Below are 21,360 nucleotides of genomic sequence, written 5' to 3' on the forward strand. Positions count from 1 at the left end.
CCCCTACGGAAGGTTTTGTAGGGGCGGTGCCCCCGTGCCCGCCCTGCCCTGAACTATCCCAAGATTATGCTAAATTTGAACCGCTTCTCAATTTGTACGCTTCGCCGAGTTGTCTCGATTATTGTTTGAAATCAATTCCGATCGCACCTTGGCCGCATCAGATTAAGATATTGCGTAGAGTTGCGGCCAATTTCCCGAAAAGTTTCCTGATTGCGGATGAGGTTGGATTGGGGAAAACTATCGAAACTGGGTTAATTCTGCGTTACTTACTCGTCAGCCAAAAAGTCAAACGTGTGTTAATTTTAGCACCTGCTAGCATTCAGCCGCAATGGCATGAAGAATTGCGCGAAAAATTTAATTTGCACTTTTGGAGTTATAGCAAAGGTGAATTAAAAAATCCGTATGGGGAGAGGAGTCTGTCAGGGGAAGAAAATATTTGGAATTCCCAAAATCTAATTTTAGCATCATCTCATTTAGTCCGTCGGAGCGATCGTACAAAACAGCTTTTAGACGCGCAACCGTGGGATTTGGTGATTCTGGATGAAGCGCATCACGCCCGCCGCCAAAGCCCGCAAAACCGCAAGGAAACTCCGAATCGGTTGTTACAGTTAATGCAGCAATTGAAAGAAAAAAGCCGATCGCTTTTATTATTATCCGCCACGCCGATGCAGATTGACGCGATCGAAGTTTTCGATTTATTGCAACTTCTGGGAATGCGAGGACATTGGTCTTATGGTGAGAATTTCTGCAATTATTTTAGCACATTGTCGGAAAAGCCCGATCGCCAAACCTTGAATTTTTGGCAGCAGATGTCTGTGGATTACTTCCAGCAAGGGGGTTCGCCCTGTAATCGGTTGCAGCAATATCTCCAAAAGGGCGATCGATTGCTATATTATAAGTTGCGCGATGTCTGGGAAAAAAACCAGCGAGTCAACCCAAAACAAGTTGCTGAAGACACGGATTTTATCGCCGCTTCCCGCCAATATTTGACAGTTAATACTCCCCTCAAAGATTTGATGTTTCGCCACACTCGCGACACCTTGCGCCAATACTATCAGCGGGGATTGTTGGATCGCGATATTCCCCACCGCGCCGTCAGAGACAATGCGATTACTTTAGAAAATAACCGCGAAGTGCCGCTTTATCTCGCCGTCAGCAATTACGTGCGGCACTTTTACAATCTAGCGCAAAAAGACAACCGCAAAGCGTTAGGATTTTTGATGACTCTTTACCGCAAACGCCTGACAAGTTCCTTTTACGCCATCCGCGAATCCTTACAGCGCCGCCTCGAAGGAATTAGCATTACTGAGGATGATTTTCACGATTTAGATGATGCCGATGATGTGATTTTGGAAGGAATGGAATCTTATTTTGAACCAGCCGATCCTGAAGAGATTAAATATTTAGAAGATTTACTGTATCAATTCGAGAATACTGGCGAAGATAGCAAGCTTTCGCATTTTATCACAATTTTGCGTCAAGAACTAATCCAGCGCGAAAGTGCGATCGTCTTCACGCAATACACCGACACAATGGACTATCTCAGAACTGCTTTACAACAATTATATGGTACTCAGATTGCTTGCTATTCTGGGCGCGGCGGAGAATTGTATCAAAATGGACAATGGCGAACTTTTCCGAAAGAACAAATCAAAACCCAATTCCGAGAAGGAATTATCAAAATTTTACTGTGTACTGAATCCGCATCAGAAGGGCTAAATTTGCAAACTTGCGGTGTTTTAATCAACTACGATATGCCTTGGAATCCCATGCGAGTCGAACAACGCATTGGCCGGCTTGATCGCATCGGGCAGATTTATGATACTGTAAGAATACACAATTTTTATTACGACGGAACGGTAGAGGCGAAGGTTTACAAGAAATTGCGCGATCGCATTGATGCTTTTCAAACCGTAGTCGGTAATTTGCAACCGATTCTGGCAACAGTTCCCACTTTCATCGAACAGGCTGTGATGAGTGCAGATCCCGAAGAAGAGGGCGTTTTGTTGGGAGAGTTCGATCGAATTTTAGACGCGCCGCCTCCGGGCCCGGCCCTCGATGAAATGGTAGCGATGGATGTAGAATCAGACTTGCAAGAAATCCGTCAACCTCTGCAGCCGACTTCTCTGTTTCCTGAAACCATCGAAGATTTGTTTGTCAATTCTTTGATTTTAAAGCAGATTGGCGCTATCTTCGATCGCTGTAAAAATCGCACTTGGCAGCTTAACTATAAAAGTCGCGATTATTCTATCACATTTTACCCGGATATCTTTGAGGAAAAGGCTTCACTGCAATTGATGAGTTTTGGTAATCCGTTGTTTGAAGAAATGCTAAGTGCGATCGCCCTTGTGTTAAAGTGATATCTTGCACCAATTTCCATAAGCCTTTTCTGAACAGGCAAGATGCCTGTTCCACAAAGAATTAATTTTCTTGTGGAACAGGCATCTTGCCTGTTGCTGACATTGGTGTAATATCTCAGTCCAATAGTCCTTAATCGAATATGTTTAGTTTATTTCACTTTTGGCACTTTTAGGACTAAACTACTTTTAATGACGATCGTCCTTTTTATGTAATTTGCACAATGTCTTCAGAAACAAACTCAGCGGCTCAATCTACAACTGGTGCAGATGCGATCGATGTGGCGATCGCCTCTGGAATGGACTTTGACGGCACTCCGATTCCCAAGGCAAAATTAGACCTCTACGAGCAAGTGATGGGATTAGAAGCTGGCAGACAGCGCAGTGGCGTGTCAAATACAATGCGATCGCGCATTGTCCGAATCGGTGTCAAACACATCGGACAAGAGGAACTCGATAAAATGTTGGTTGCGGCCAACTTCGCACCGCTGAAAGAGAAAGAAATTGCCTTTTATTACGGCGGTAAATAGATAGTATTTATCCTATTTTTCCCAACTCTTGTGGGGTGGGCATCTTGCCCGCCCAAAAGCTTAAATTTTAATGCTAAAAAACTTACTCACTCCGGCTTTAAAGTGCGTTCCATCAGCGATAAAACAGCGTGTTCAGGAGTAATTTCACTATTTAATAAGCGATAAACTTGACGAGAAACAGGAACTTCAATGCCGCGTTGATTAGCCAAATCAATCAACACATTAGTAGTATTAACACCCTCAGCAGTGCTCTGCAATTCGTGCAAAATTTGCTCTAAAGATTTGCCTTCAGCTAACCCAAAACCAACCCGATAATTGCGCGACAAAGGACTGTTGCAAGTAGCAAGCAAATCTCCCAAACCAGACAAACCGTAAAAAGTTTCGGCGCGAGCTCCCAAACGAGAACCTACCCGAATCATTTCCGGCAAAGCGCGAGTCAGCAAAGCAGATTTAGCATTAGTTCCTAATTGTAAACCGTCGCAAACACCAGCGGCGATCGCAAATACGTTTTTCAAAGTTCCACCTAACTCAGTCCCCAGCGGGTCTTCATTCACATAAACCCGAAAAATATCAGAACTGTAAATATTTTGCACTTGTTTGGCCGCCGCTAAATCCAAACTCGCCGCTACCGTTGCAGCCGGCAATCCCTGCTGAATTTCCTCGGAAAGATTAGGGCCCGAAAGTACCACAATTGAATTGTTAGGAAAGGCATTTTGCCAAATTTGAGACGGAGTGCGCGTACTCGCGGGGTCTAAACCTTTGGTGACAGTAACTATAATTGTACTGGGACTTAACTCTAAAGCCAAAAGTCGATCGACCGTTGCTCCAACTCCTTTCATGGAAACTGCCGAAACAACAACATCTGCACCAGTTATAACTGATTCTAGACTAAAAGAACTGCTACGCGACCACAAATTAACTCGATCGCCTTTTTTGTCTCCCAGATTTGCCAAGGCAGAACCCCAAGCACCTCCGCCTAATATTGTCAAGTTTGCCATAGAATTTAGTTTAATGAACTCAGATGCTGCAACATTCTCGCTTAACGGGCTAGAAGCCCATTCCACAAGAAGATTGAGTTTTTTTTGTGGAACAGGCCGAAAAGCCTGTTCCTGACATTGGTGCAAAAAGATTGAGTTTTTTTTGTGGAACAGGCCGAAAAGCCTGTTCCTGACATTGGTGCAAGAAGATTGAGTTTTTTTTGTGGAACAGGCCGAAAAGCCTGTTCCTGACATTTGTACAATATGTGAGATGAACGAAACAAAAACTCCCCTCCTACAAACGCGGCCGCAATCCATAATGACGGTAACGCCAATAATCGCGCAAAATGCGATCGTGATCGAAACATAATTGATGGGGAATCTGCCAAGATTCAAAAATCTGTAAAGTTTTAGCATCGTCGGCGGCTTGAGGTTCCCCCGTTGCAGAAGCCAAAAATACAATACTGATAGTGTGTTCGCGGGCGTCGCGATTTGGGTCAGAATAAACGTAAAATTGCTCAATTAATTCTACATTCAAACTTGTTTCTTCTAAAGCTTCGCGTTTTGCCGCCGTTTCTACCGCTTCCCCGTAATCGACAAAACCGCCGGGAATTGCCCAGCCGTAGGGAATATTGCGGCGTTCGATGAGTATGATCGGCCGATGGGGGCGATCGGCTAATTCGATGATAATATCAACTGTAGGAGCGGGATTTTTGTAAGTCATTTGCAAAGGAAGAAGGAAGGCACGACACGGATTGTGACACGGATACAGGGATTAATTTCAACTAATTCGGAGTTCCTTCTTCCTGCTGAATCATGCTAAACCGCGAAGTGGTACGCGCTGCTTTTGCAAAACCTCAGAGTACAGCTTTTCCAACTCACTAATATTCTGACTGAGAGTGTACCGATCGAGCGCTCGTTGGCGTGCTTTTTGACCAAGCAGCATTCCCAACTCAGGATGGTCGCAAAACAGCGGCAGCAAGGTTTGCAACTGACTCCGTACCCGCTGAGTGTTCAAAACTATCCCCGCGCCTTCCTCCAATGCCTCGCCGTCAGCACCGGCATCGGTTGCCAAACAAGCTAAACCGCAGGCCATCGCTTCCAGCAGCGACAGCGACAGTCCCTCCACCAAAGAAGGCAAAATAAATACGTCTGCCCCGCGCAGAATTTCGATCCGGCGTTCCTCCTCGGCAACAAATCCGAGCCACACAATGCCATCATCTTCGCCGTAAAACAGTTGCAGCGAGGCTGCTAGGGGCCCGTCGCCTACGATCGCCAATACGTTCCCAGGGCCAAAATTACAGTGTTTCCAGGCCTTGAGCATCGACTCGACATTTTTCTCCTGGGCAATGCGGCCTTGGTAAACAAAAATTCGATCGGCTTTTAATTCCGACTTCAACCCCGAAGGCCCTGGAGAATATTTAACAGCATCCACGCCGTTGGGAATCACAGCCACCCGTTCCTGTGGCACTCCCAACTTCACCAATATATCCCGCTGAATCTGAGAAAAAACGATCGTCGAGTCGTAGTTCGCCAAAAACGGAGCGTACAGTTGATACATCAGGTGTTGGGTTCCCGATGTCAAATTCCGCAATTTGCGATCGAACGGCGGGTGAAAAGTCGCCACCAGAGGCAAATTCAATTCTTGACAAATTTCCGGCAGCAAAAAGTCTAGAGGTGAAAGCGTCAGGGAAGCGTGAACCACATCGGGTTTCAGCCGCCGCAGAGATTTCATCAGCACTGTGCGGGACTTGAGAGTGGGAATCGTATAAATTTGCGATTTGTAGTGACAGGGTAAAGAGACTTCGTTGCAACTGGCGGACGAAAGCGAAGTGGTATATGAGGTTTGAGTAATTCCCTTTCCCCATGAACCATTTGCCATACTCCACCCCGTATTGTTCCTGTCCAGTGAGTCCGCCTCTTGGGCAAAGTGCAGGAAACTGACCTGGTATCCCCGGTCTAATAGTGCGTTGGTGACTTCCCTGGAGTAAGTGACGTTACCGCAAAAAGGTGATTTTTTTCCTAGCCAAGCGATGTGCATTCCAGTAAATCAGAGTTTGTTATTTTTTAGATTCGATCGACTTTGCTATTAGTGCTACGGAAAATATACCAGGTTAAGACACCACCAGCCATCGCTAATCCTGCTAAACCCAAAAATACTGTCGGCAAACCCAGAAATGTTTCTGCTACCCCGGCCAAAGCCAACGGTAAACTCAAAGCGATATTAGTGGCATTGTTTTGCAGCCCGAAGACTTTTCCCCGCATTTCTTCTGGGGTTTCTGCTTGAATTGTAGTCTGCATCGGCACTCCCACCAATGAGGCAAATAAACCCAACAGAGTAATGAACAGCACCGAGAGCCACAAATGGTGTGTAAATGCAGAAAGGGCCATCAGAGCAAGTGCCATCCCAATCGAGCCGATTAAACTCAGTTGGGAGTGAGAAAATTTGTGGCCGAGATAGCCAACTGTCGTCGCCCCAGCAGCCATGCCAACGCCTACCGCAGCCAGCAAAAAGCCAAATTGTGATGCTTTCATACCGGGGAGGATTTCTGCCAGCCGAACTGCTAGAACTGCTAAGGCTGCAAAAATGGAAAATAGAATAATTAGTTGAATTAAAGCATTGCGGACTTTCGGTTGATCGTTGATGTAACGCAAACCATCTCGCAAATCTGCTAGGGGATGTGGCGGTTCGTGTTCGGCATCGTTTTTTTCGCCTGTTTTCATCGACAGCAAGAGCACTCCGGCGAAGGCGTAACTTCCCCCTACTACTAATTCTTTGCCGATGCCGAGTCCGCCGCCGAGGTTGGTAAATAGGGTGTCGGCTAAAGCTAGTAAGGGTTCTCCGACTGCGAAGCCAATAATCACCGAACCCATCATGGTTGTGGTGTAGAGGGAGTTGGCTGATAGCAGGTGGCGGCGTTCCACAATTAGGGGAATCACTGACTGTTCTGCTGGGGCGAAAAATTGAGTTAGAGTCGAGACTAGGAATGTCACTAGCAGCAGCAAGCAGAATCCGAGTGGTAGTTGACCGAGTTCCCACCCGTCAGAGAGCCACAGCAGCACGGGCAATGTTAAAACAAAGCCTCCCCGCAGCAGGTTTGTGGCGACGAGCACTGCTTTTTTCGACCAGCGATCGACATACACGCCCGCGGCGGCCCCGAACAGCACTGCGGGAATGGTAAAGGCGATCATGATTGCCGATACCCACCTGCTGATGGTTTGATCTGGCGCTTGAAAGCGGCTGGCTACGAGGGCGATCGTCAGTACGAGATAAACTTTATCTGCTAGTTGGGAAAAAACTTGCCCACTCCACAATGCTAGAAAATTTGGGTTTTTGAGCACTGGCAGAAATCCCGTTTCTTTTTCGGGAATTTCGGCTACTGCTTCCGAGTTCCCGGCTGCTGGGTCTGCTGTTGCCAGCGGGGGGATTGATTCGGGTTGTTGGCTTTTGCCGTTGCTTGACTCTGTTTCGGGAGTTGTGGGATATTTATCCATTTCTGGGTCTGGGACGTTGCTCCATTGTCGATCGGCGGAGACGGGATAAGAGTCAAAATCTGGAAAATTTTCTCGTTCTTCCATTTTGTGGTGGGTCACAGCTAACACAGATATTGTCAAATCAGAATCGGACAGTCGCATCATAGGATTTGGGGTGGATCACCTGGGATGGTGGAGGTTGGGGGGATGTGAATTTCAAATTGAGGGGTTAACCCCTAAGTTTATTAATAATCTCGTAACTTTATCTCTATCTATTATCTGATGTCGCAACAACCTTGAGAATTTACCTGAAATGGCCGGCAGGTTCGGGTATCCCGCCGGCTGGGGGTGCGATGTACGATCGCCCCTTCACCTATTTAAATCGACACTCAAAATTTAAAACTCAAAACTCTCTAGGTAGGTGTCGATCGAGCTTCCCGATCGAATCGTGCAACCTAAATGATACTGGGCATATTGTCGCAAAATATTTTCGACAGATACCCAAGTTGTTCGATCGGCAATCCCCTCTCCTAGTTCTGGACTAGCCAACTGTTGCAGCGCTGCTAATTCCTTAGCATTTATCTCGAAATTTGTCAAGTGTTTGCTGCCATTCGTTTGCCGGGAACGGGAGGCGGATTTGTACAAGCTACCAATTTCTGAAGAGAGTTCTGCCTCTAGGTTAGCTAGCTCGGACAAGCTGAAGGTTCCCCCAGAGGGTATACTAAACCCGGTTTGCCAGTTCGGATCGGTGAAATTTGGGATGAGCCGCCCTCTGGTGGCGCAGCAAACTTGGACTTGGGGCGCGAGGCCGGCTAAGGCTAGCAAGTGAAAAATGCCGTGGGCGAGGTGAGCAATCAGTACGGCGGCGGATTCGATTTCTGTGCGATCGGACAAACGTTCCAAACGGCTCAAATGTTCGCCCAGCAACCAAAAGAGTTCTTCTTGGGGCTCATCGGAAAGGGCGCTGGCGATCGCCAATTCGGCCAAATATTGCGCGGCTGCGAGTTTCCCTAGGTTGCGGCTCAAACCCGGATGGGATTGTACCGTGTCGGCTTGGGTAATTTTGTCGAGCGATCGGCCTTTGGCAATTAGCAATTCGTTGATAACAAATAATTCGCTTCTACCGCCAATGGTCGATCGGTGTTTGCGAACACCCGGTGCTACGGCTCGAATTAAGCCGAATTCCCGCGTCAAAATTGTCAGCACTCGATCTGACTCGCCCATCGGCGCACTCTTAAGATTGATTCCAGTTGCTTTGTAAGTTCTAATCATTTGTTAGTTGACTGTTGACTGTTGACTGTTAACTGTTGGCTGTTAACCGTTAACTGTTGGCTGTTGGCTGTTAACCTTTAGCTTTTTGTTTTAGTGACTTAAGATAGGCATTAAGTTTTGATGAAAGTTCATTCAATAACGGATGCAATCCATCGCTCTGTTCTTGAGTTAAAAGATTACGAGCATAAGCAATTCTTAACCAGTCTCTTGTTTAGCTTAATGAACCTCTGGCAATTTTTACGGAACGCTGATTATTTTGATAACTATGGCGTCCATGTCCTTCGCCACGCCAATATTAGCACCAACATTATCAGCCACTCTCACGATTTTTTAGTCCCTCGTATCCTTCGTAAAGTAGTCCCATTATTTAACAATAAACCATATTTCGTTTGAGATTTTTTCGGCTAATTGATAAACTTGTAGCTGTGGGAAGTTCTCCATATTAACTCCTTTAAACAATAGATGATAAACAATTGATTAATGATCAATGAATACAAGTCAACAGTCAACAGCCAACAAACAGTTAACAGTTAACTGTCAACTGTCAACAGTCAACAGTCAACTGTCAACGATTATCTAAATTATCGCGCTGGCGGAGTAATTCGGGGCCACGAGAAGTCCCCAAACGAGTGGCCCCAGCGACGATCAAATCTAAAGCTTGTTCATGAGTACGAATTCCGCCGGCCGCTTTAATCCCAATCCGTCCCTTCGTAACTTCCTTCAGCAGTCGCACATCGTCAACTTTCGCCGGGCCAAAAAAGCCAGTGTTGGTTTTGATGTAGGCAGCACCAGCTTCCATACAAATCTCAGCCGCTAATTGTTTTTCGGCATCGGAAAGGAGCGAACTTTCGATAATTGCTTTAATGGTGAGATTGGTTTCTTCGCAAATTTGGGCTAATTCCCGGTGGAATTCGTCGATTCTTCCAGCTTTCAACAATCCTAAGTTAACGGAGACATCTAACTCTACGGCTCCATTATCTGCTGCTTCTAGAGCTTCGTAAATTTTCACCGTTGAAGTCGAAGCACCGGTGGGAAAACCTATAACTGTACAGACTTTGGGACGTTTGCCGTGCAGCAGCTCAACTGCTTGTCTGACGTAGGCGGGATACACGCAAACTGTGACAAACCCAAATCTCTCTGCTTGTTGGCAACAGTATTCTACTTGCTCTGGCGTAGCGGTGGGGTCGATCAGGCCGTAGTCGATCAAGGGGGCAATATCGATGTCTGCCTGGTTTACAGCCATTGTTTTTTTCTCTCGCTGGATAACTATTTTATTATACAAAATAAACGGGATGCGGAAAACTTACGTTTCTTTCCGGCTGGAATTTAAGCGACTCGGGGGACTTCAGTAAGCGAGTGTTCTTTGATATTCTATTTAAGCAATGCTCTCATAAAACTATTGAGAAAAAACCTCCGATCGTTTTTGGTAAAAAGGAAGTGGTGACTTTACAGTTGATTGTCTAGTTTACCAAAATTGTATCACTCATCTACTTCTTTCTCTTGGCTTCATCATGGTTCACATTGAGAATACCGAGTTATTTGAACAGGACTCGCTGAACTAACCGATCGGCGATCGCTTCAGGAGGTAGAACTTCAACCGCTGCATTTAGCTGAACTGCCGCTTTGGGCATTCCATATACCACACAACTTTTCTCATCCTGAGCGATTGTGTGCCATCCCCGCGATCGCAAAAGGCTCATTCCCTCTGCACCGTCTTGTCCCATCCCAGTCAGTAACACGGCGGTTTCCTTGTGGTTCCAGTATTGGGCAAGACTCTTAAAGAACACATTTACTGATGGGCGGTAGGGATAGTCAATCGGTTCTTTTGTGTAGTGCACAGTGAAATCAGAACGAAGACTGAGGTGATCATTTGTACCTGCAACTAAGACAATACCTTTCTCCAGCCGATCGCCAATTTTAGCTACTTTCACTGTCAAGGGTGTTTGTTGATTCAGCCAATCCACCAGCCCCGCCGAAAACTGCATATCGACATGTTGAATAATCGCAATGGCCGCACCAAAGTTTGCTGGTAGGCGGGAGAGAATGGTGCCTAGAGCTTTGGGACCACCTGTTGAGGAGCCGATCGCCACTAGGGGAGGGAGCAGGCTCGAAGGTGTGGAGAATGAAGTAAATTTTGAAGTTTGGGTTTTTGGAGTTGAGGATGGAGATGATTTGCCAATTAGCTTACTAAGAGTCGCAATTTTTGTCAGTAGCGGTTGGGCCGACTCTGGACTTCCTGAGATTCCTAAGACGGGAGTGTTCACTGCATCACGGGCACCATGCCCCATTGCCTCAAACACCTTCCCGGCATTCTTTCCCACGCTTGCCGTCACAATCAGGATCACACAGGGAGACTGTTTCATGATCTGGCTGGTGGCTTCCACACCGTCCATGATTGGCATGAATAGATCCATCAAAATTAAGTCGGGGGTGTCTTTGGCGCAGTGGGCAACCGCATCTGCACCATCCCGTGCAATCCATGCCACTTCATAACCTGGAACGCTTAGCAGCACTCGCTTGAGGGCTTCCACTGCCATAGCCATATCATTGACAATCGCAATTCTCATTCTAACTACAGGCATTATTTGATGGTGGATGTATCCACTGTAAATCTTTCCGTAGGGAAATCATAATTTTTAACTTACCCTTTTTTTTTAGCTAACTCTGGTGAAATGGCTATTGTCCAATCAGATCGACGATCGCGTTGACTAATGTGTCGTCATGGAAGCTGCTTTTGGTGATGTAATAGTCTGCCCCAGCTTCCATGCCCAGAATCCGATCGGATTCGCCATCCCGGTAGGACACGATAATCACCGGCAGCAACTTGAATGTGGGATGGTCTTTGATTTGTTTGACAAGTTCAATTCCATTCATGCGAGGCATATCGATGTCGCTCAATACAAGGTCGTAATGATTGCTCCGAATCGCTATCCAAGCATCCATTCCGTTTACGGCAACATCCACATCGTAGCCTCGATTTTGCAGCAGCTTTCGGGTCATTTCGCGCACAGTAATGGAATCATCCACAACTAAAATGCGTTGGCGATCGTTGCCTTTTGGTTTTTTGGCTTTGTTGACATCAACAGGTCTCACCTGACCACTGTTGAGCATGTTGTCAATGGATTGCACCAAATCAGAAACATCCATAATTAAAACAGGCAAGCCATCATCCATTAGAGCAGAAGCACTAATATCCCGAACTTTACCCAAACGCGGATCGAGTGGACGCACCACTAAATCCCGTTCACCTAAGAACTGGTCTATAACCAAGCCATAAGCGTTGGATTGATCGCTGATCACAACTACACAGATCGCATCATCGGAAGATAAAGCCTCCGGTAAATCCAGAACATGGTGAGCGGCAATCAACCCGATATTTTGACCATCTTTAGTGAAATATTGGCGACCTTCCACAACATAAATGTCCGATTTGTCGAGTTTGACAATCTGACCCACTCGTGCCAGGGGAAAGGCATAAGGTTCACCAGAAATCTCGACAATTAGCGTCCTGACAACCGAGAGCGTGAGGGGAAGTTGAAAGTGAAAATTAGTACCCTTTCGGAATTGAGATGTGGCGCGAATCGTTCCACCAACCTCTTGCACCATACTTTTGACAATATCTAATCCCACACCACGTCCTGAAATTTCAGTCACTTGTTCGGCTGTAGAAAATCCAGGTAGAAACAGAAACTCGATGATTTCAGCTTCGCTAAGTTGAGCAGCCGTTTTGGGTGAACCTAAATTCCGATCGATAATCTTTTGGCGCATCCGATCGATATCAATTCCTCTTCCGTCATCGGAAATGGTAATTGCCAGCATACCGCCACGATGAAATGATTCTAGACGAACTGTTCCCTCCATCGGTTTGCCTGCTGCCTCTCGCTCTTGGGGCGATTCAATCCCGTGATCGATCGCATTACGAATCATGTGAGTCAGGGGTGCTTCCAGTTTCTTGAGGATGTCACGATCGACTGGGGTTGACTGACCGACAATCTCTAGCTTGACCTGCTTATTCAATCCTCGTGCTAGGTCACGAACCATGCGAGGAAAGCTTTGTACTCCATCAACAAATGGACGCATATGGGAGGCAATCACTTCCCGGTAAAGCCGATCGCTCAAGTTGGTTGTGCGACGAGCATATAGTTCCAGTTCACCCAAGCGATCCGTGAGCATTTCCCGACATTCTTGTGCTTTACGTCGAGCTGTATCCAGAACTTGCAGGCTTTCTGAATTAGTTGGACTGTTCGCTAACGCAGTATGGATCGTTTCTAGAAGTCTAGAAAGCTCTAATTGACGAGATTTGAGGGCGGTAAAGGAATCGGCAAAGGGTTGCAGCCAATTTGCCTCAACCAGCGATTCACCCGCCAACCCCATAATCCGGTTCAAATTTTCTGCCGAGACTCGCACCACCCGATCCGTTGGGGTGGCGATCGGATCGACCGTGGCAATTTCCCCCCGTGGGCTTTGGCTCAGCGCTGGTTTCAAATTTTCTGCCGAGACTTGCACCACCCGATCGGTTGGGGTGGTGCTCGGATCGACCGTGGCAATTTCCTGACCAGGGATTTGGCTCAACGCTGAGTTTTGATCGAATGTAACCAGGGATGTCGATCGACGATCGCTAAAATTTGGAGGTAGCAGAGCCGCGATCGCCTCATAACACCTCTCAAACTCTCCAGTTGTTTGGGCCAACCATTCAAGTAGATCGACTGCCATTACCTGACTAAGCGCTTGAAGCAAATCAACGCTTTGCAGTAACACATCAATTTGGTCGGAACCTAACGTGAGGATCTGGCTCTGGGCTGCCACAAAGCAATCTTCCATCCAGTGTGCCAGAGTAGTGACGGCATCTAGAGAAACAATTCGAGCGGCACCTTTAATCGAGTGAGCTGCCCGCATCAGCGCTTCCAGTGCATCCTCAGATTGAGGGTTGGCTTCCAATATCAATAGTTCCTGAGTCAGGATCGCAATCTGCGTCTCAGCTTCTTGTCTAAATAGCTCCAGCATAGAATCATCGCTCATTGTCAAAAAACCTTGTGACTTAGGGTGTAAAAGAATAGTTCAGAGTCCAAAAAGTTGATCTTCTTGCCTTGCCAAGTAACGACCCCTTTGGTGTAAGCTTCCGATGCTTTGGAAATGACAACAGGAGCATCTTTGAACTCATTAAGATGAAAGCGGTAAGTTCCATGAACCTCATCCACTGGAAACACCCACTTGTTTTCATTCTTTCCAGCCACAATCATCCGTTGCGGATTAATCGTATTCGAGAAATCTGCTGATTCGGCGACAGGCTCTAGACCGAGTAAGTCTCTGAGCGAAATACAGAGAAGTGTTTCACCGCGAATGTTGACCAACCCCAAAAATACAGAGTTAGTGCGGTGAGGGACGGCATGAATGATGTAAGGGGGAGTCACTTCTTGCAAGATGTTGACTGGCAATGCTAACCGTTCACTACCGAGACGAAAAATGATTACAGAAAGGGTATCTGTGGCGCGAACTAGCATCCCTTCTCCCACTCCCACTTGCTGTGTGGAAGCTTCTGACAAGATGTCTGTCCATTCTTGGAGATATTCTGGTGGAGCATTGCGCTCTAGCAAGCTGCGTCCAGCCGCCGAGTAAACCTTGCAGTTGCGGCAGTGAATAACCGTCTTCAGTTCGCCACAGGTGCGATCGCCCATCACCCCAATTTGATTCCAGCAATCGTTCAGGGTTGGATGGTCAAATTCCGAATCGTCTGTTATGGATACCGTATTCAAATAATTTTCCATTGTTCAATTTCTCAATTTTCAATTTCTATGCCATCACTTTGAATCGCGCAATCTCTCTCTTTAAGCTATGAGTAGCTTCGTCAAGTTCTTCTAAGGCGTGATTGGTTTCTCGCAACGAGCCTGCTGTCTGCTGAGATGCTTGGCTCAGATGCTCCATCGCTTCGCTAATTTGTTGCGCTCCCTGAGATTGTTCATCGACGCTTTGACTCACCTGCTCAAAGCGTGGGGTCAATCCCTGCACCTGCTGAATGACTTGGGCAATTTGTTCGCTAATTTTGCTGACATCCTCAACGCTATCAACAACAGACTTCGTAAACTTATCCATCTCTGTCACGCCGGTAGAAACTGCCGATTGCATCTCCTTAATCATCTGCTCAATTTCTAGAGTGGCAACAGCAGTCTGATCGGCTAAGCGTCGAATTTCCCGCGCCACAACCGAAAAGCCCGCGCCGTATTCTCCGGCTCTCTCGGCTTCCAGTGCTGCATTGAGCGAAAGCAAGTTGGTTTGATCTGCCACAATCGTGATGGTTGTCACGACTCTGCTGATGTTATTGGCTCGTTTGTCCATGATTTCCAGCTTGGAGGAAATTACCTGAGTAGCTTCTAGCAACTGGCGCATCACAGAATCGATGTGGTTCAGATTGTCTTTACTGTTACCGGCTGCCACTGTTGTCTGTTCAGCCATTGCAGCAACCTGCTCCATTGTTTTCACCAATTCTCTTGATGTCGCGGCAATTTCATGAGCCGTTGCACTGACTTCATTCGTTGAAGCAACCTGTTCTGTAACCGTTGCTTCCAGGTTTCTTCCAGACGCCGTAATTTGGTCGGCAGAACTGGTGATTTGATTACCTGATTGTTGAATGCGGTTGACTAGCGCATTCAGGTCTTTATTCATGGTGTAAAAGGCATTCTGCAATTGACCAACTTCATCTTCCTGGTCAGCGAGGGAAATTTGGCTGGTTAAGTCTCCTGCTGAAATCTTTTGGGCAATGTCAACTACCCCTGCAATTTTGGCTCCTAAAGGTTTGGCGATCGTGTTACTAAAGAAAATTCCAAATAACAGCGCAGTTCCCGGACCGATCAGGATTGCCACAAATGCCCAAAATCCGACTTGAGAAACATCTTTCGCCGATACACGTTCTGTTTCCGCTGTCGAATCCTGATTCATTTTCAACACCTCCAAAAGTTTATTGCTGGCGTCTGTGAAGGGCTGACGGTTTACCTGAACTTGCTTCTCAAGCTCTTTGTAGCCACCGATCGCCAAACCAGCATTCCCCGCTGAATTTTCAAATAGATTGAAAACTCCCAGTCTCTCGAACTGGAGATTACGCCTCAAAAATTCCTCATGGGCTTTCTTCCACGCATCCCACGTATTCAAAAAGTCTTTATATACCTTCTGTTCAGCGTCAGACTTAGGAGCCGCTTCGTACTGCTGAAACCCTTCCTGAATTTGCTTCCAGGCGTTATCCATGCGATCGATCTCTGCCTGCCGCGCACCTTTGTTTAGATTGATATTCAGCAAGCCCCGTTCTGATGATTCGATCTGGGTTTTTCCTTCGTTAATTTTCCACAAGCCGGAGATGCTGGGTACACTATTGCTGGCTAGGGAGTCGATGTGCTTACTCAAGCGAGAACTGCCGCTCAGACCTACCAGTGCCACAATCAGCACCAAAAGCCCCATGAACATGAACGCGAAGATGAGGCGTGCCTGCATGGATAGATTTTTGAACATATTCAGGTTTCCCCTTCTAAGCTTCTGTTTTGAGACGGTGCTGCAAGCGCTGAATTCGCTGCTGAATGATTTTTGCCCCTACTGTATCGCCTTGATTTTCCTTCAATAAGGCGAGGTGAACTAACGCTTCATAAGAGCTTGGCTCCAAGTATATAGCACGTTGAAAACATCGCTCTGCTTGGGCATTCTGCTGGTGGGCCTGATACAGCTCTCCCAAGAGAGTGTAGGCAACCGCACTCGTTGGATGATCGACAAGATACGAGTTACAAAGGGTGATTGCTTCTGCAGATCGCCCGTCATCCGCTAACTTTTTCACTGTTTGTAAATCAATAGACGATGTTGGTTCAGGGCTTAAATCCTTTGAACTCGCAGATGGATCGGATTCTTTGATTTGCTGAGTGTTTGGCGCCGAGTAATTTTTCACTCCTAAAGATTGCTTGGCAATGGTTTGAGGAGTTATTAGTTGAGATGGCACCTGTCTGAGTTGAGTAATATTGAGGGGTGCCAGTTGTGGAAGCGATGGTTTCGACTTTCGATAAGCAAATGTGAAAGGCACACGGACAGAGGCGTACTGGTCTGCGACAATTTTTCCAGTGTCAGAGGCTCCAACAAACAGTAACCCTCCTGGTATGAGTAGGCGATCGATCGCTGCTAATACCTGCGAGCAGGTTTCTGATTGCAGGTATATCAACAAGTTGCGGCAGAAGATGATGTCGTATTTCTTTTGAATCAGCGTCAGGGAGGTCATTACATTCCCCTGCTGAAAATTGACGAGCCCCTTAACGGGCTGGCATAGTTCGTAGCCCTCCGCCGTTTGCTGAAAGTAGCGATCTCGCCCTGTCCAAGCATCGCCGCGAAAGGAGTTTTTGGTGTAGACTGCGCGCTTTGCCTTTGCCAGGGATCTATGACTAATGTCAATGGCATCGATCGTGAACTGTTTCGGAAGCAGACCGGCTTCTAGTAGGGCGATCGCCATTGAGTAAGGTTCTTCGCCCGTAGAGGATGGAACACTCAGCAGTTGGAGCGGATTGCGGTTTGGCGACCCCAGCCATTCGGAGGTGACGTAGGTTTTAAGGTAATCAAACGGTTTGCCATCCCTGAAAAACCAAGTCTCTGGCACGATGAGTAGTTCGATCAGCTCCTGTAATTCTGAAGTGGAGGTTTTTAAGCGTGCCCAATAGCTGTCCAGGTCAGGCAATTTACAGCCGACTCGACGATTCTCGGCTGCTCTGGCAATCCAGTTGGAGCCAATTGAATCGGGGTCTAAGCCTATAGTTTGGCTCAGTAATGTCGCGATCGCAGATAGTACCATCGGTAAGCCTATGCAGTTTTGAACCGAGCAATTTCTGATCGTAATCCGTTTGCCGCCCCATCAAGCTGCCCTAAAGCACTGTTCGTCTCCCGTAAAGCGTCCACCGTCTGCTGAGATGCTTGACTCAGGTATCCCATCGCTTCACTAATCTGTTGCGATCCCATCGATTGTTCCTCAATGCTGTGGCTCACCTGCTCAAAGCGTGGGCTCAATCCTTGCACCTGCTGAATTACCTGAGCAATCTGATCGCTAATCTTGCTGACATCGGCAACGCTATCAACGACAGATTTATTAAACTTATCCATTTCCATTACGCCAGTAGAAACTGCCGACTGCATCTCTTTGATCATCTGGGCAATTTCCAGAGTGGCGACGGCGGTTTGGTCAGCTAATCGGCGGATCTCCCGTGCTACAACCGCGAAACCCGCCCCGTATTCTCCAGCTTTTTCTGCCTCGATTGCCGCATTTAGCGACAGCAGGTTGGTCTGATCGGCAACCTTATTAATGGTCGTCACAACACTGTTAATGTTGTTTGCCTTTTCATTCATCACCCCAAGTTTTGTCGCGATCGAGGTTGTTGCAGCCGAAAGTTGGCGCATCACCGTTTCCATCCGGTTTAAGTCATTTTGACTGGCACCAGCAGCAATTGCTGTAGACTGCGCCATCACCTCAACCTGGTCCATCACCTTGACTAGCTCTCTAGAAGTGGCGGCAATCTGCTGCGAGGTTGCACTCACTTCATTAGTTGAGGCAAGCTGTTCTGTAACCGTGGCTTCTAACTCTTTACCGGCTGCTGCAATCTGAGTTGCGGAAGTGCCAATCTGCACTCCAGACTTTTGCATCTGGAGAATTAGCGAGTTCAGATTTTTAGACATATAGTGAAACGCGGTCATTAATTGCCCAATTTCGCTACCATCTTGATTCGGCTCAATTGTTTGTTGTAAATTTCCATCAGCAATCTGCTCTGCTGCTTGCACCACTCTTGGAAGCTGCCGCTGGATGGGTAAAGCCACCCACAAGCCGATCGCCACGGTTGCCAGCAGGGTCACCAGCGTTCCCAGAATAATCACCAGAATCTCAAAATTCTTGGCTTGCTCGCTTTCTTGTCGATTTTCATTGAGTCGAGCCCCAAGGATTTTAGTGGCTTGAGTGCGTAAGTCTTCAAGTTTAGCAAGCTGAGTCTTTGAAAGTTCCTGTTTTGCCTCGGCCAGTTTGTTGGTATCAATGAGAGAAAAAACACCGGCTGCGATGCGATCGTCCTCTTCACCAAGCTGAATCATCTCGTTAATCACCGTGCGAGCCTGCGAATCGGTAATTTTTGCTAAATCTTGCTTCTTCTGAAACATGGCTTCTCGAGCTTCATCGTAAGTCTTTCGGTGATCCTGACTTCCAGGATAGAGTGCATACCCTCGAACACTGCCAATGATTTTAGAGACATCGTAAGCAAACTCATTCGTATCTTCGTAAGCGTCGAAAAGTTGCTTTGAGTCTTCTTCCACTTTGATCAAGTGGGCAGTGCTTGAATACAGGATTACTCCCAGAACTAGCAGGAAAAGAATAGGAATCGAGAAACCCAGTATTAGACGGTGGGTAATTTTGTTCAACATATATGTTGGCGATAAAAAAATAATTACAAGTACGATGAAAACCTTAAAAAGGATTGTGCTAAACCATTGCTTTTCCTCCTGATTTCTTCAACATATTCTTCATCAACACTCCTTTGGGTTAGGCTGTTCTACATTTAAACAGTGTGTCAAAAATCAATAAAACTCTTGTGGGACGGGCTTCTAGCCTGTCCCGAATTTCCAATTTAAATGCGTAACAGCTTAGGCTTCTTCACCCGTCAGCAAGTAACTATGTCGCTCATCGCTGAAAAGTCGCTCAAGCTGGACACATTGAATAATCCGTTTTTCATCGACAATCGTACCACTTAAGTAGGGTGCTTCCTCAACCCGAATGCTGGAATCCCTAATATCTAGGTTTGATATACTGAGGGTCTCCGTAACTCGCTCTGCCATCAGCCCTAAATATTGGATCGATTCGTTTGGGCAGGGATATTTGACGATCATAATGCGGGTACTAAGGTGCGATCTGCTCGGTGTACCTTGGATCAAATGGCACAAATCGATCACTGGCAAGACAACTCCCCGGTAGTTAAACAAACCAGCCACGTATTCTGGTACGTGCTGTACCTTTCTGAGATTGACTCGTGGAATTACCTCAACAATGTACGAACTGTCGATCGCGTAGAGGTCATTTCCAGCGTAGAAAAGTAGAATTAGCACTTGTAACGATCAGTTTTTATTAGGGATGAATCTTTTTTTTAAGACGATAAACTTGTTGCTCAAGGTTAGCACATGAGCGCTAAATAATCGAGAATTAAATTATTTCGTAATCTTTTGTGTGCTGGCGTTTTGATCTAACCCACGATCGCCGCATGAGAAATGACAACAATATTAACAACAACAAATGATCCAGCCAGGATCGGAACAGCAAGGCGGCGCCTTAAATACCGTGACAAATCCGACTGGTCTGCTTCACTTAAAAATCGAGTGTAGACCAGCACAATTGCTGTTATGAAGATGTAAATGATTGCGATGATGTGGATGAAATCAATCAGGGTGACAGAATTGCTACTACCCAAATCTGAGGTAGCTGCTTGCAGATTCACGATAACTGCAAACAAATTACCCACAAGGATGCCCATTAATTCTTCATCCAGCAACAATGCCATTATTGAGAGTGCCACAGCAGCATAAACTCCCATCACAAGTTTAAAAAAGCTAACTTTACTCTCGCGGTTGATTGTAATTGAAATAATTAAGCGCGACCGGGAGTTTATTTCTTTTTTAATTCCCGGACTACCAAAGCTTGTTCTATAAGGGAAATTCTCTTGAGCAATCTTAAAATCTATAATTTTCCAACCTTCCAACTCCATATCTTTCTGATAGCCTGTGCCAGAAAAATCTGGGGCGTGAACGAAGGTGGAAGCATCTAACTGTGTTTCCTCAAGAGTGATTTTCAATCCATGGCGATCGAATGGATAATTTTTTGTGTCCCAGTTGTAATAGAGAGTTGTGCTAATCTCCTCTTCAGACCAGAATACGTTTTTACTGGCCTTAAATGTATCCGACAAATTTTCGCTTCGGGAAAAACTGCTGTAATTCTTGTTAACTTCGTTGCTATTTACAACCTTGAGGCTTTCTAAAGGTTTTGGAGTTTCAAAAGGACAAACGCTCCAGACCCAGAAGTTTGCAGAAAACGACTTCTCTGCTGGCTTAAAATCTCGCAATGATGTCAAGTAAACTCCAATTTGACAAGTTTTTGGAGATGTAACAGCATCTGCCTGAACTGGCAAAGTTTGAGACAGCCAGTAACTAAAAACGGCGATCAGCAAGCAACCAATTAGGGGTAGTCCCTTGACAACTCCTCTAACGGCAGGATGATTCAGTTTAGAAATATATCCCCTCACTCATCAACTCCCTTGCTAAGCAACCCCTGATTTTACCACCTAACGATGCTTGCAAAAAGTTGATTAATTGTTTTAAAATTTACGATCGCCACATAGGAGATGACGATCGCGTTCTGAACGATAAACGAAATTGTAAATACCCCAAATAAAAGGCGAGGGTCTAGCCACATTGCCTACTTTGCTTGCCCTGCTTCTGCTGTTAATCGGGAAAAGACGGTGGCAAGAGCGCCTGCAAAGATATACAGCGCGGGTGAATTCGATCAACCAGGGTCAGGCTCTCCGTGCGCCCCAAAACCGACTCAGAACCCCGCATATTGATCAATGCCGAAAACAAACAAGCCACCAGTAACCTCGTCCGAGCGCTAACCAAACTAGGCTGTCGAGTTTCATACAACCCACATTCCGCAGTTCTGGCTTTGATGACTAAGGATTTTCATACCTTCACTGTAGGAAAAATATCTGTGCCTAC

The 21,360-nt window shown here is 46.4% G+C and carries 16 protein-coding genes; 2 read left to right on the top strand and 14 right to left on the bottom strand.

From position 1 onward, the window contains the following. Together QUB08_RS28520 and QUB08_RS28525 are read left to right on the top strand one after the other, a co-directional pair. A partial coding sequence (locus QUB08_RS28520) for an SNF2-related protein (protein ID WP_333229214.1) occupies positions 1-2,360 on the top strand: 2,360 nt, incomplete at its 5' end. Positions 2,361-2,581: 221 nt separating this feature from the next. Beyond that, positions 2,582-2,887 (top strand): small RNA NsiR4-regulated ssr1528 family protein, encoded by a 306-nt coding sequence (locus tag QUB08_RS28525; protein ID WP_333229216.1) that lies wholly within the window; start codon positions 2,582-2,584, stop codon positions 2,885-2,887. Between the two features lie 86 nt (positions 2,888-2,973). Here QUB08_RS28525 and QUB08_RS28530 read toward each other — a convergent pair whose 3' ends face one another. The 14 genes from QUB08_RS28530 to QUB08_RS28595 form a co-directional block, all read right to left on the bottom strand. Further along, on the bottom strand, positions 2,974-3,885 hold the full coding sequence (locus QUB08_RS28530; protein WP_333229218.1) for an NAD(P)H-dependent glycerol-3-phosphate dehydrogenase: 912 nt from the start codon (positions 3,883-3,885) through the stop codon (positions 2,974-2,976). A gap of 274 nt (positions 3,886-4,159) precedes the next feature. Next, a complete protein-coding gene (locus QUB08_RS28535; protein ID WP_333229220.1) occupies positions 4,160-4,588 on the bottom strand; it encodes an NUDIX hydrolase in 429 nt (142 codons plus the stop codon). 90 nt (positions 4,589-4,678) lie between these two features. Beyond that, complete coding sequence (locus QUB08_RS28540) at positions 4,679-5,905, bottom strand: glycosyltransferase family 4 protein (RefSeq protein WP_333229222.1); 1,227 nt, start codon at positions 5,903-5,905, stop codon at positions 4,679-4,681. Between the two features lie 26 nt (positions 5,906-5,931). Continuing rightward, positions 5,932-7,503: an MFS transporter gene (locus QUB08_RS28545; protein ID WP_333229224.1), complete on the bottom strand. Its 1,572-nt coding sequence runs from the start codon at positions 7,501-7,503 to the stop codon at positions 5,932-5,934. Positions 7,504-7,734: 231 nt separating this feature from the next. Then, positions 7,735-8,610 carry a DNA repair protein RecO gene (recO, locus tag QUB08_RS28550; RefSeq protein WP_333229226.1) on the bottom strand — a complete coding sequence of 292 codons (876 nt, stop codon included), beginning with the start codon at positions 8,608-8,610 and terminating at the stop codon, positions 7,735-7,737. Between the two features lie 565 nt (positions 8,611-9,175). Continuing rightward, entirely contained in the window at positions 9,176-9,853 is a 678-nt protein-coding gene (gene deoC / locus QUB08_RS28555; protein ID WP_333229228.1) for a deoxyribose-phosphate aldolase, read from the bottom strand. Between the two features lie 292 nt (positions 9,854-10,145). Further along, entirely contained in the window at positions 10,146-11,177 is a 1,032-nt protein-coding gene (locus tag QUB08_RS28560; RefSeq protein WP_333229230.1) for a chemotaxis response regulator protein-glutamate methylesterase, read from the bottom strand. A gap of 109 nt (positions 11,178-11,286) precedes the next feature. After that, on the bottom strand, positions 11,287-13,629 hold the full coding sequence (locus QUB08_RS28565; RefSeq protein ID WP_333229232.1) for a hybrid sensor histidine kinase/response regulator: 2,343 nt from the start codon (positions 13,627-13,629) through the stop codon (positions 11,287-11,289). Positions 13,630-13,631: 2 nt separating this feature from the next. Continuing rightward, the gene (locus tag QUB08_RS32220; protein ID WP_445300962.1) at positions 13,632-14,021 is read right to left on the bottom strand and encodes a chemotaxis protein CheW; all 390 of its coding nucleotides are present in this window, start codon (positions 14,019-14,021) and stop codon (positions 13,632-13,634) included. 379 nt (positions 14,022-14,400) lie between these two features. After that, entirely contained in the window at positions 14,401-16,107 is a 1,707-nt protein-coding gene (locus tag QUB08_RS28575) for a methyl-accepting chemotaxis protein (protein WP_333229236.1), read from the bottom strand. Between the two features lie 16 nt (positions 16,108-16,123). Further along, on the bottom strand, positions 16,124-17,419 hold the full coding sequence (locus QUB08_RS28580) for a CheR family methyltransferase (RefSeq protein ID WP_333229238.1): 1,296 nt from the start codon (positions 17,417-17,419) through the stop codon (positions 16,124-16,126). An 8-nt stretch (positions 17,420-17,427) separates the two neighbouring features. Beyond that, a complete protein-coding gene (locus QUB08_RS28585; RefSeq protein WP_333229240.1) occupies positions 17,428-18,918 on the bottom strand; it encodes a methyl-accepting chemotaxis protein in 1,491 nt (496 codons plus the stop codon). Positions 18,919-19,245: 327 nt separating this feature from the next. After that, positions 19,246-19,704 (bottom strand): chemotaxis protein CheW, encoded by a 459-nt coding sequence (locus tag QUB08_RS28590; protein WP_333229242.1) that lies wholly within the window; start codon positions 19,702-19,704, stop codon positions 19,246-19,248. A gap of 134 nt (positions 19,705-19,838) precedes the next feature. Next, positions 19,839-20,720: a hypothetical protein gene (locus QUB08_RS28595; protein ID WP_333229244.1), complete on the bottom strand. Its 882-nt coding sequence runs from the start codon at positions 20,718-20,720 to the stop codon at positions 19,839-19,841. Positions 20,721-21,360 lie beyond the last annotated feature (640 nt).

The sequence above is a fragment of the Microcoleus sp. BR0-C5 genome (assembly GCF_036705045.1).
GTDB lineage: Bacteria > Cyanobacteriota > Cyanobacteriia > Cyanobacteriales > Microcoleaceae > Microcoleus.

What these genes read in the sequence shown, in the direction of transcription:
- QUB08_RS28525 (WP_333229216.1), top strand. Translation starts at nt 2,582, where the DNA reads ATGTCTTCAGAAACAAACTCAGCGGCTCAATCTACAACTGGTGCAGAT.
- QUB08_RS28530 (WP_333229218.1), bottom strand. Translation starts at nt 3,885, where the DNA reads ATGGCAAACTTGACAATATTAGGCGGAGGTGCTTGGGGTTCTGCCTTG.
- QUB08_RS28535 (WP_333229220.1), bottom strand. Translation starts at nt 4,588, where the DNA reads ATGACTTACAAAAATCCCGCTCCTACAGTTGATATTATCATCGAATTA.
- QUB08_RS28540 (WP_333229222.1), bottom strand. Translation starts at nt 5,905, where the DNA reads ATGCACATCGCTTGGCTAGGAAAAAAATCACCTTTTTGCGGTAACGTC.
- QUB08_RS28545 (WP_333229224.1), bottom strand. Translation starts at nt 7,503, where the DNA reads ATGATGCGACTGTCCGATTCTGATTTGACAATATCTGTGTTAGCTGTG.
- recO (WP_333229226.1), bottom strand. Translation starts at nt 8,610, where the DNA reads ATGATTAGAACTTACAAAGCAACTGGAATCAATCTTAAGAGTGCGCCG.
- deoC (WP_333229228.1), bottom strand. Translation starts at nt 9,853, where the DNA reads ATGGCTGTAAACCAGGCAGACATCGATATTGCCCCCTTGATCGACTAC.
- QUB08_RS28560 (WP_333229230.1), bottom strand. Translation starts at nt 11,177, where the DNA reads ATGAGAATTGCGATTGTCAATGATATGGCTATGGCAGTGGAAGCCCTC.
- QUB08_RS28565 (WP_333229232.1), bottom strand. Translation starts at nt 13,629, where the DNA reads ATGAGCGATGATTCTATGCTGGAGCTATTTAGACAAGAAGCTGAGACG.
- QUB08_RS28575 (WP_333229236.1), bottom strand. Translation starts at nt 16,107, where the DNA reads ATGTTCAAAAATCTATCCATGCAGGCACGCCTCATCTTCGCGTTCATG.
- QUB08_RS28580 (WP_333229238.1), bottom strand. Translation starts at nt 17,419, where the DNA reads ATGGTACTATCTGCGATCGCGACATTACTGAGCCAAACTATAGGCTTA.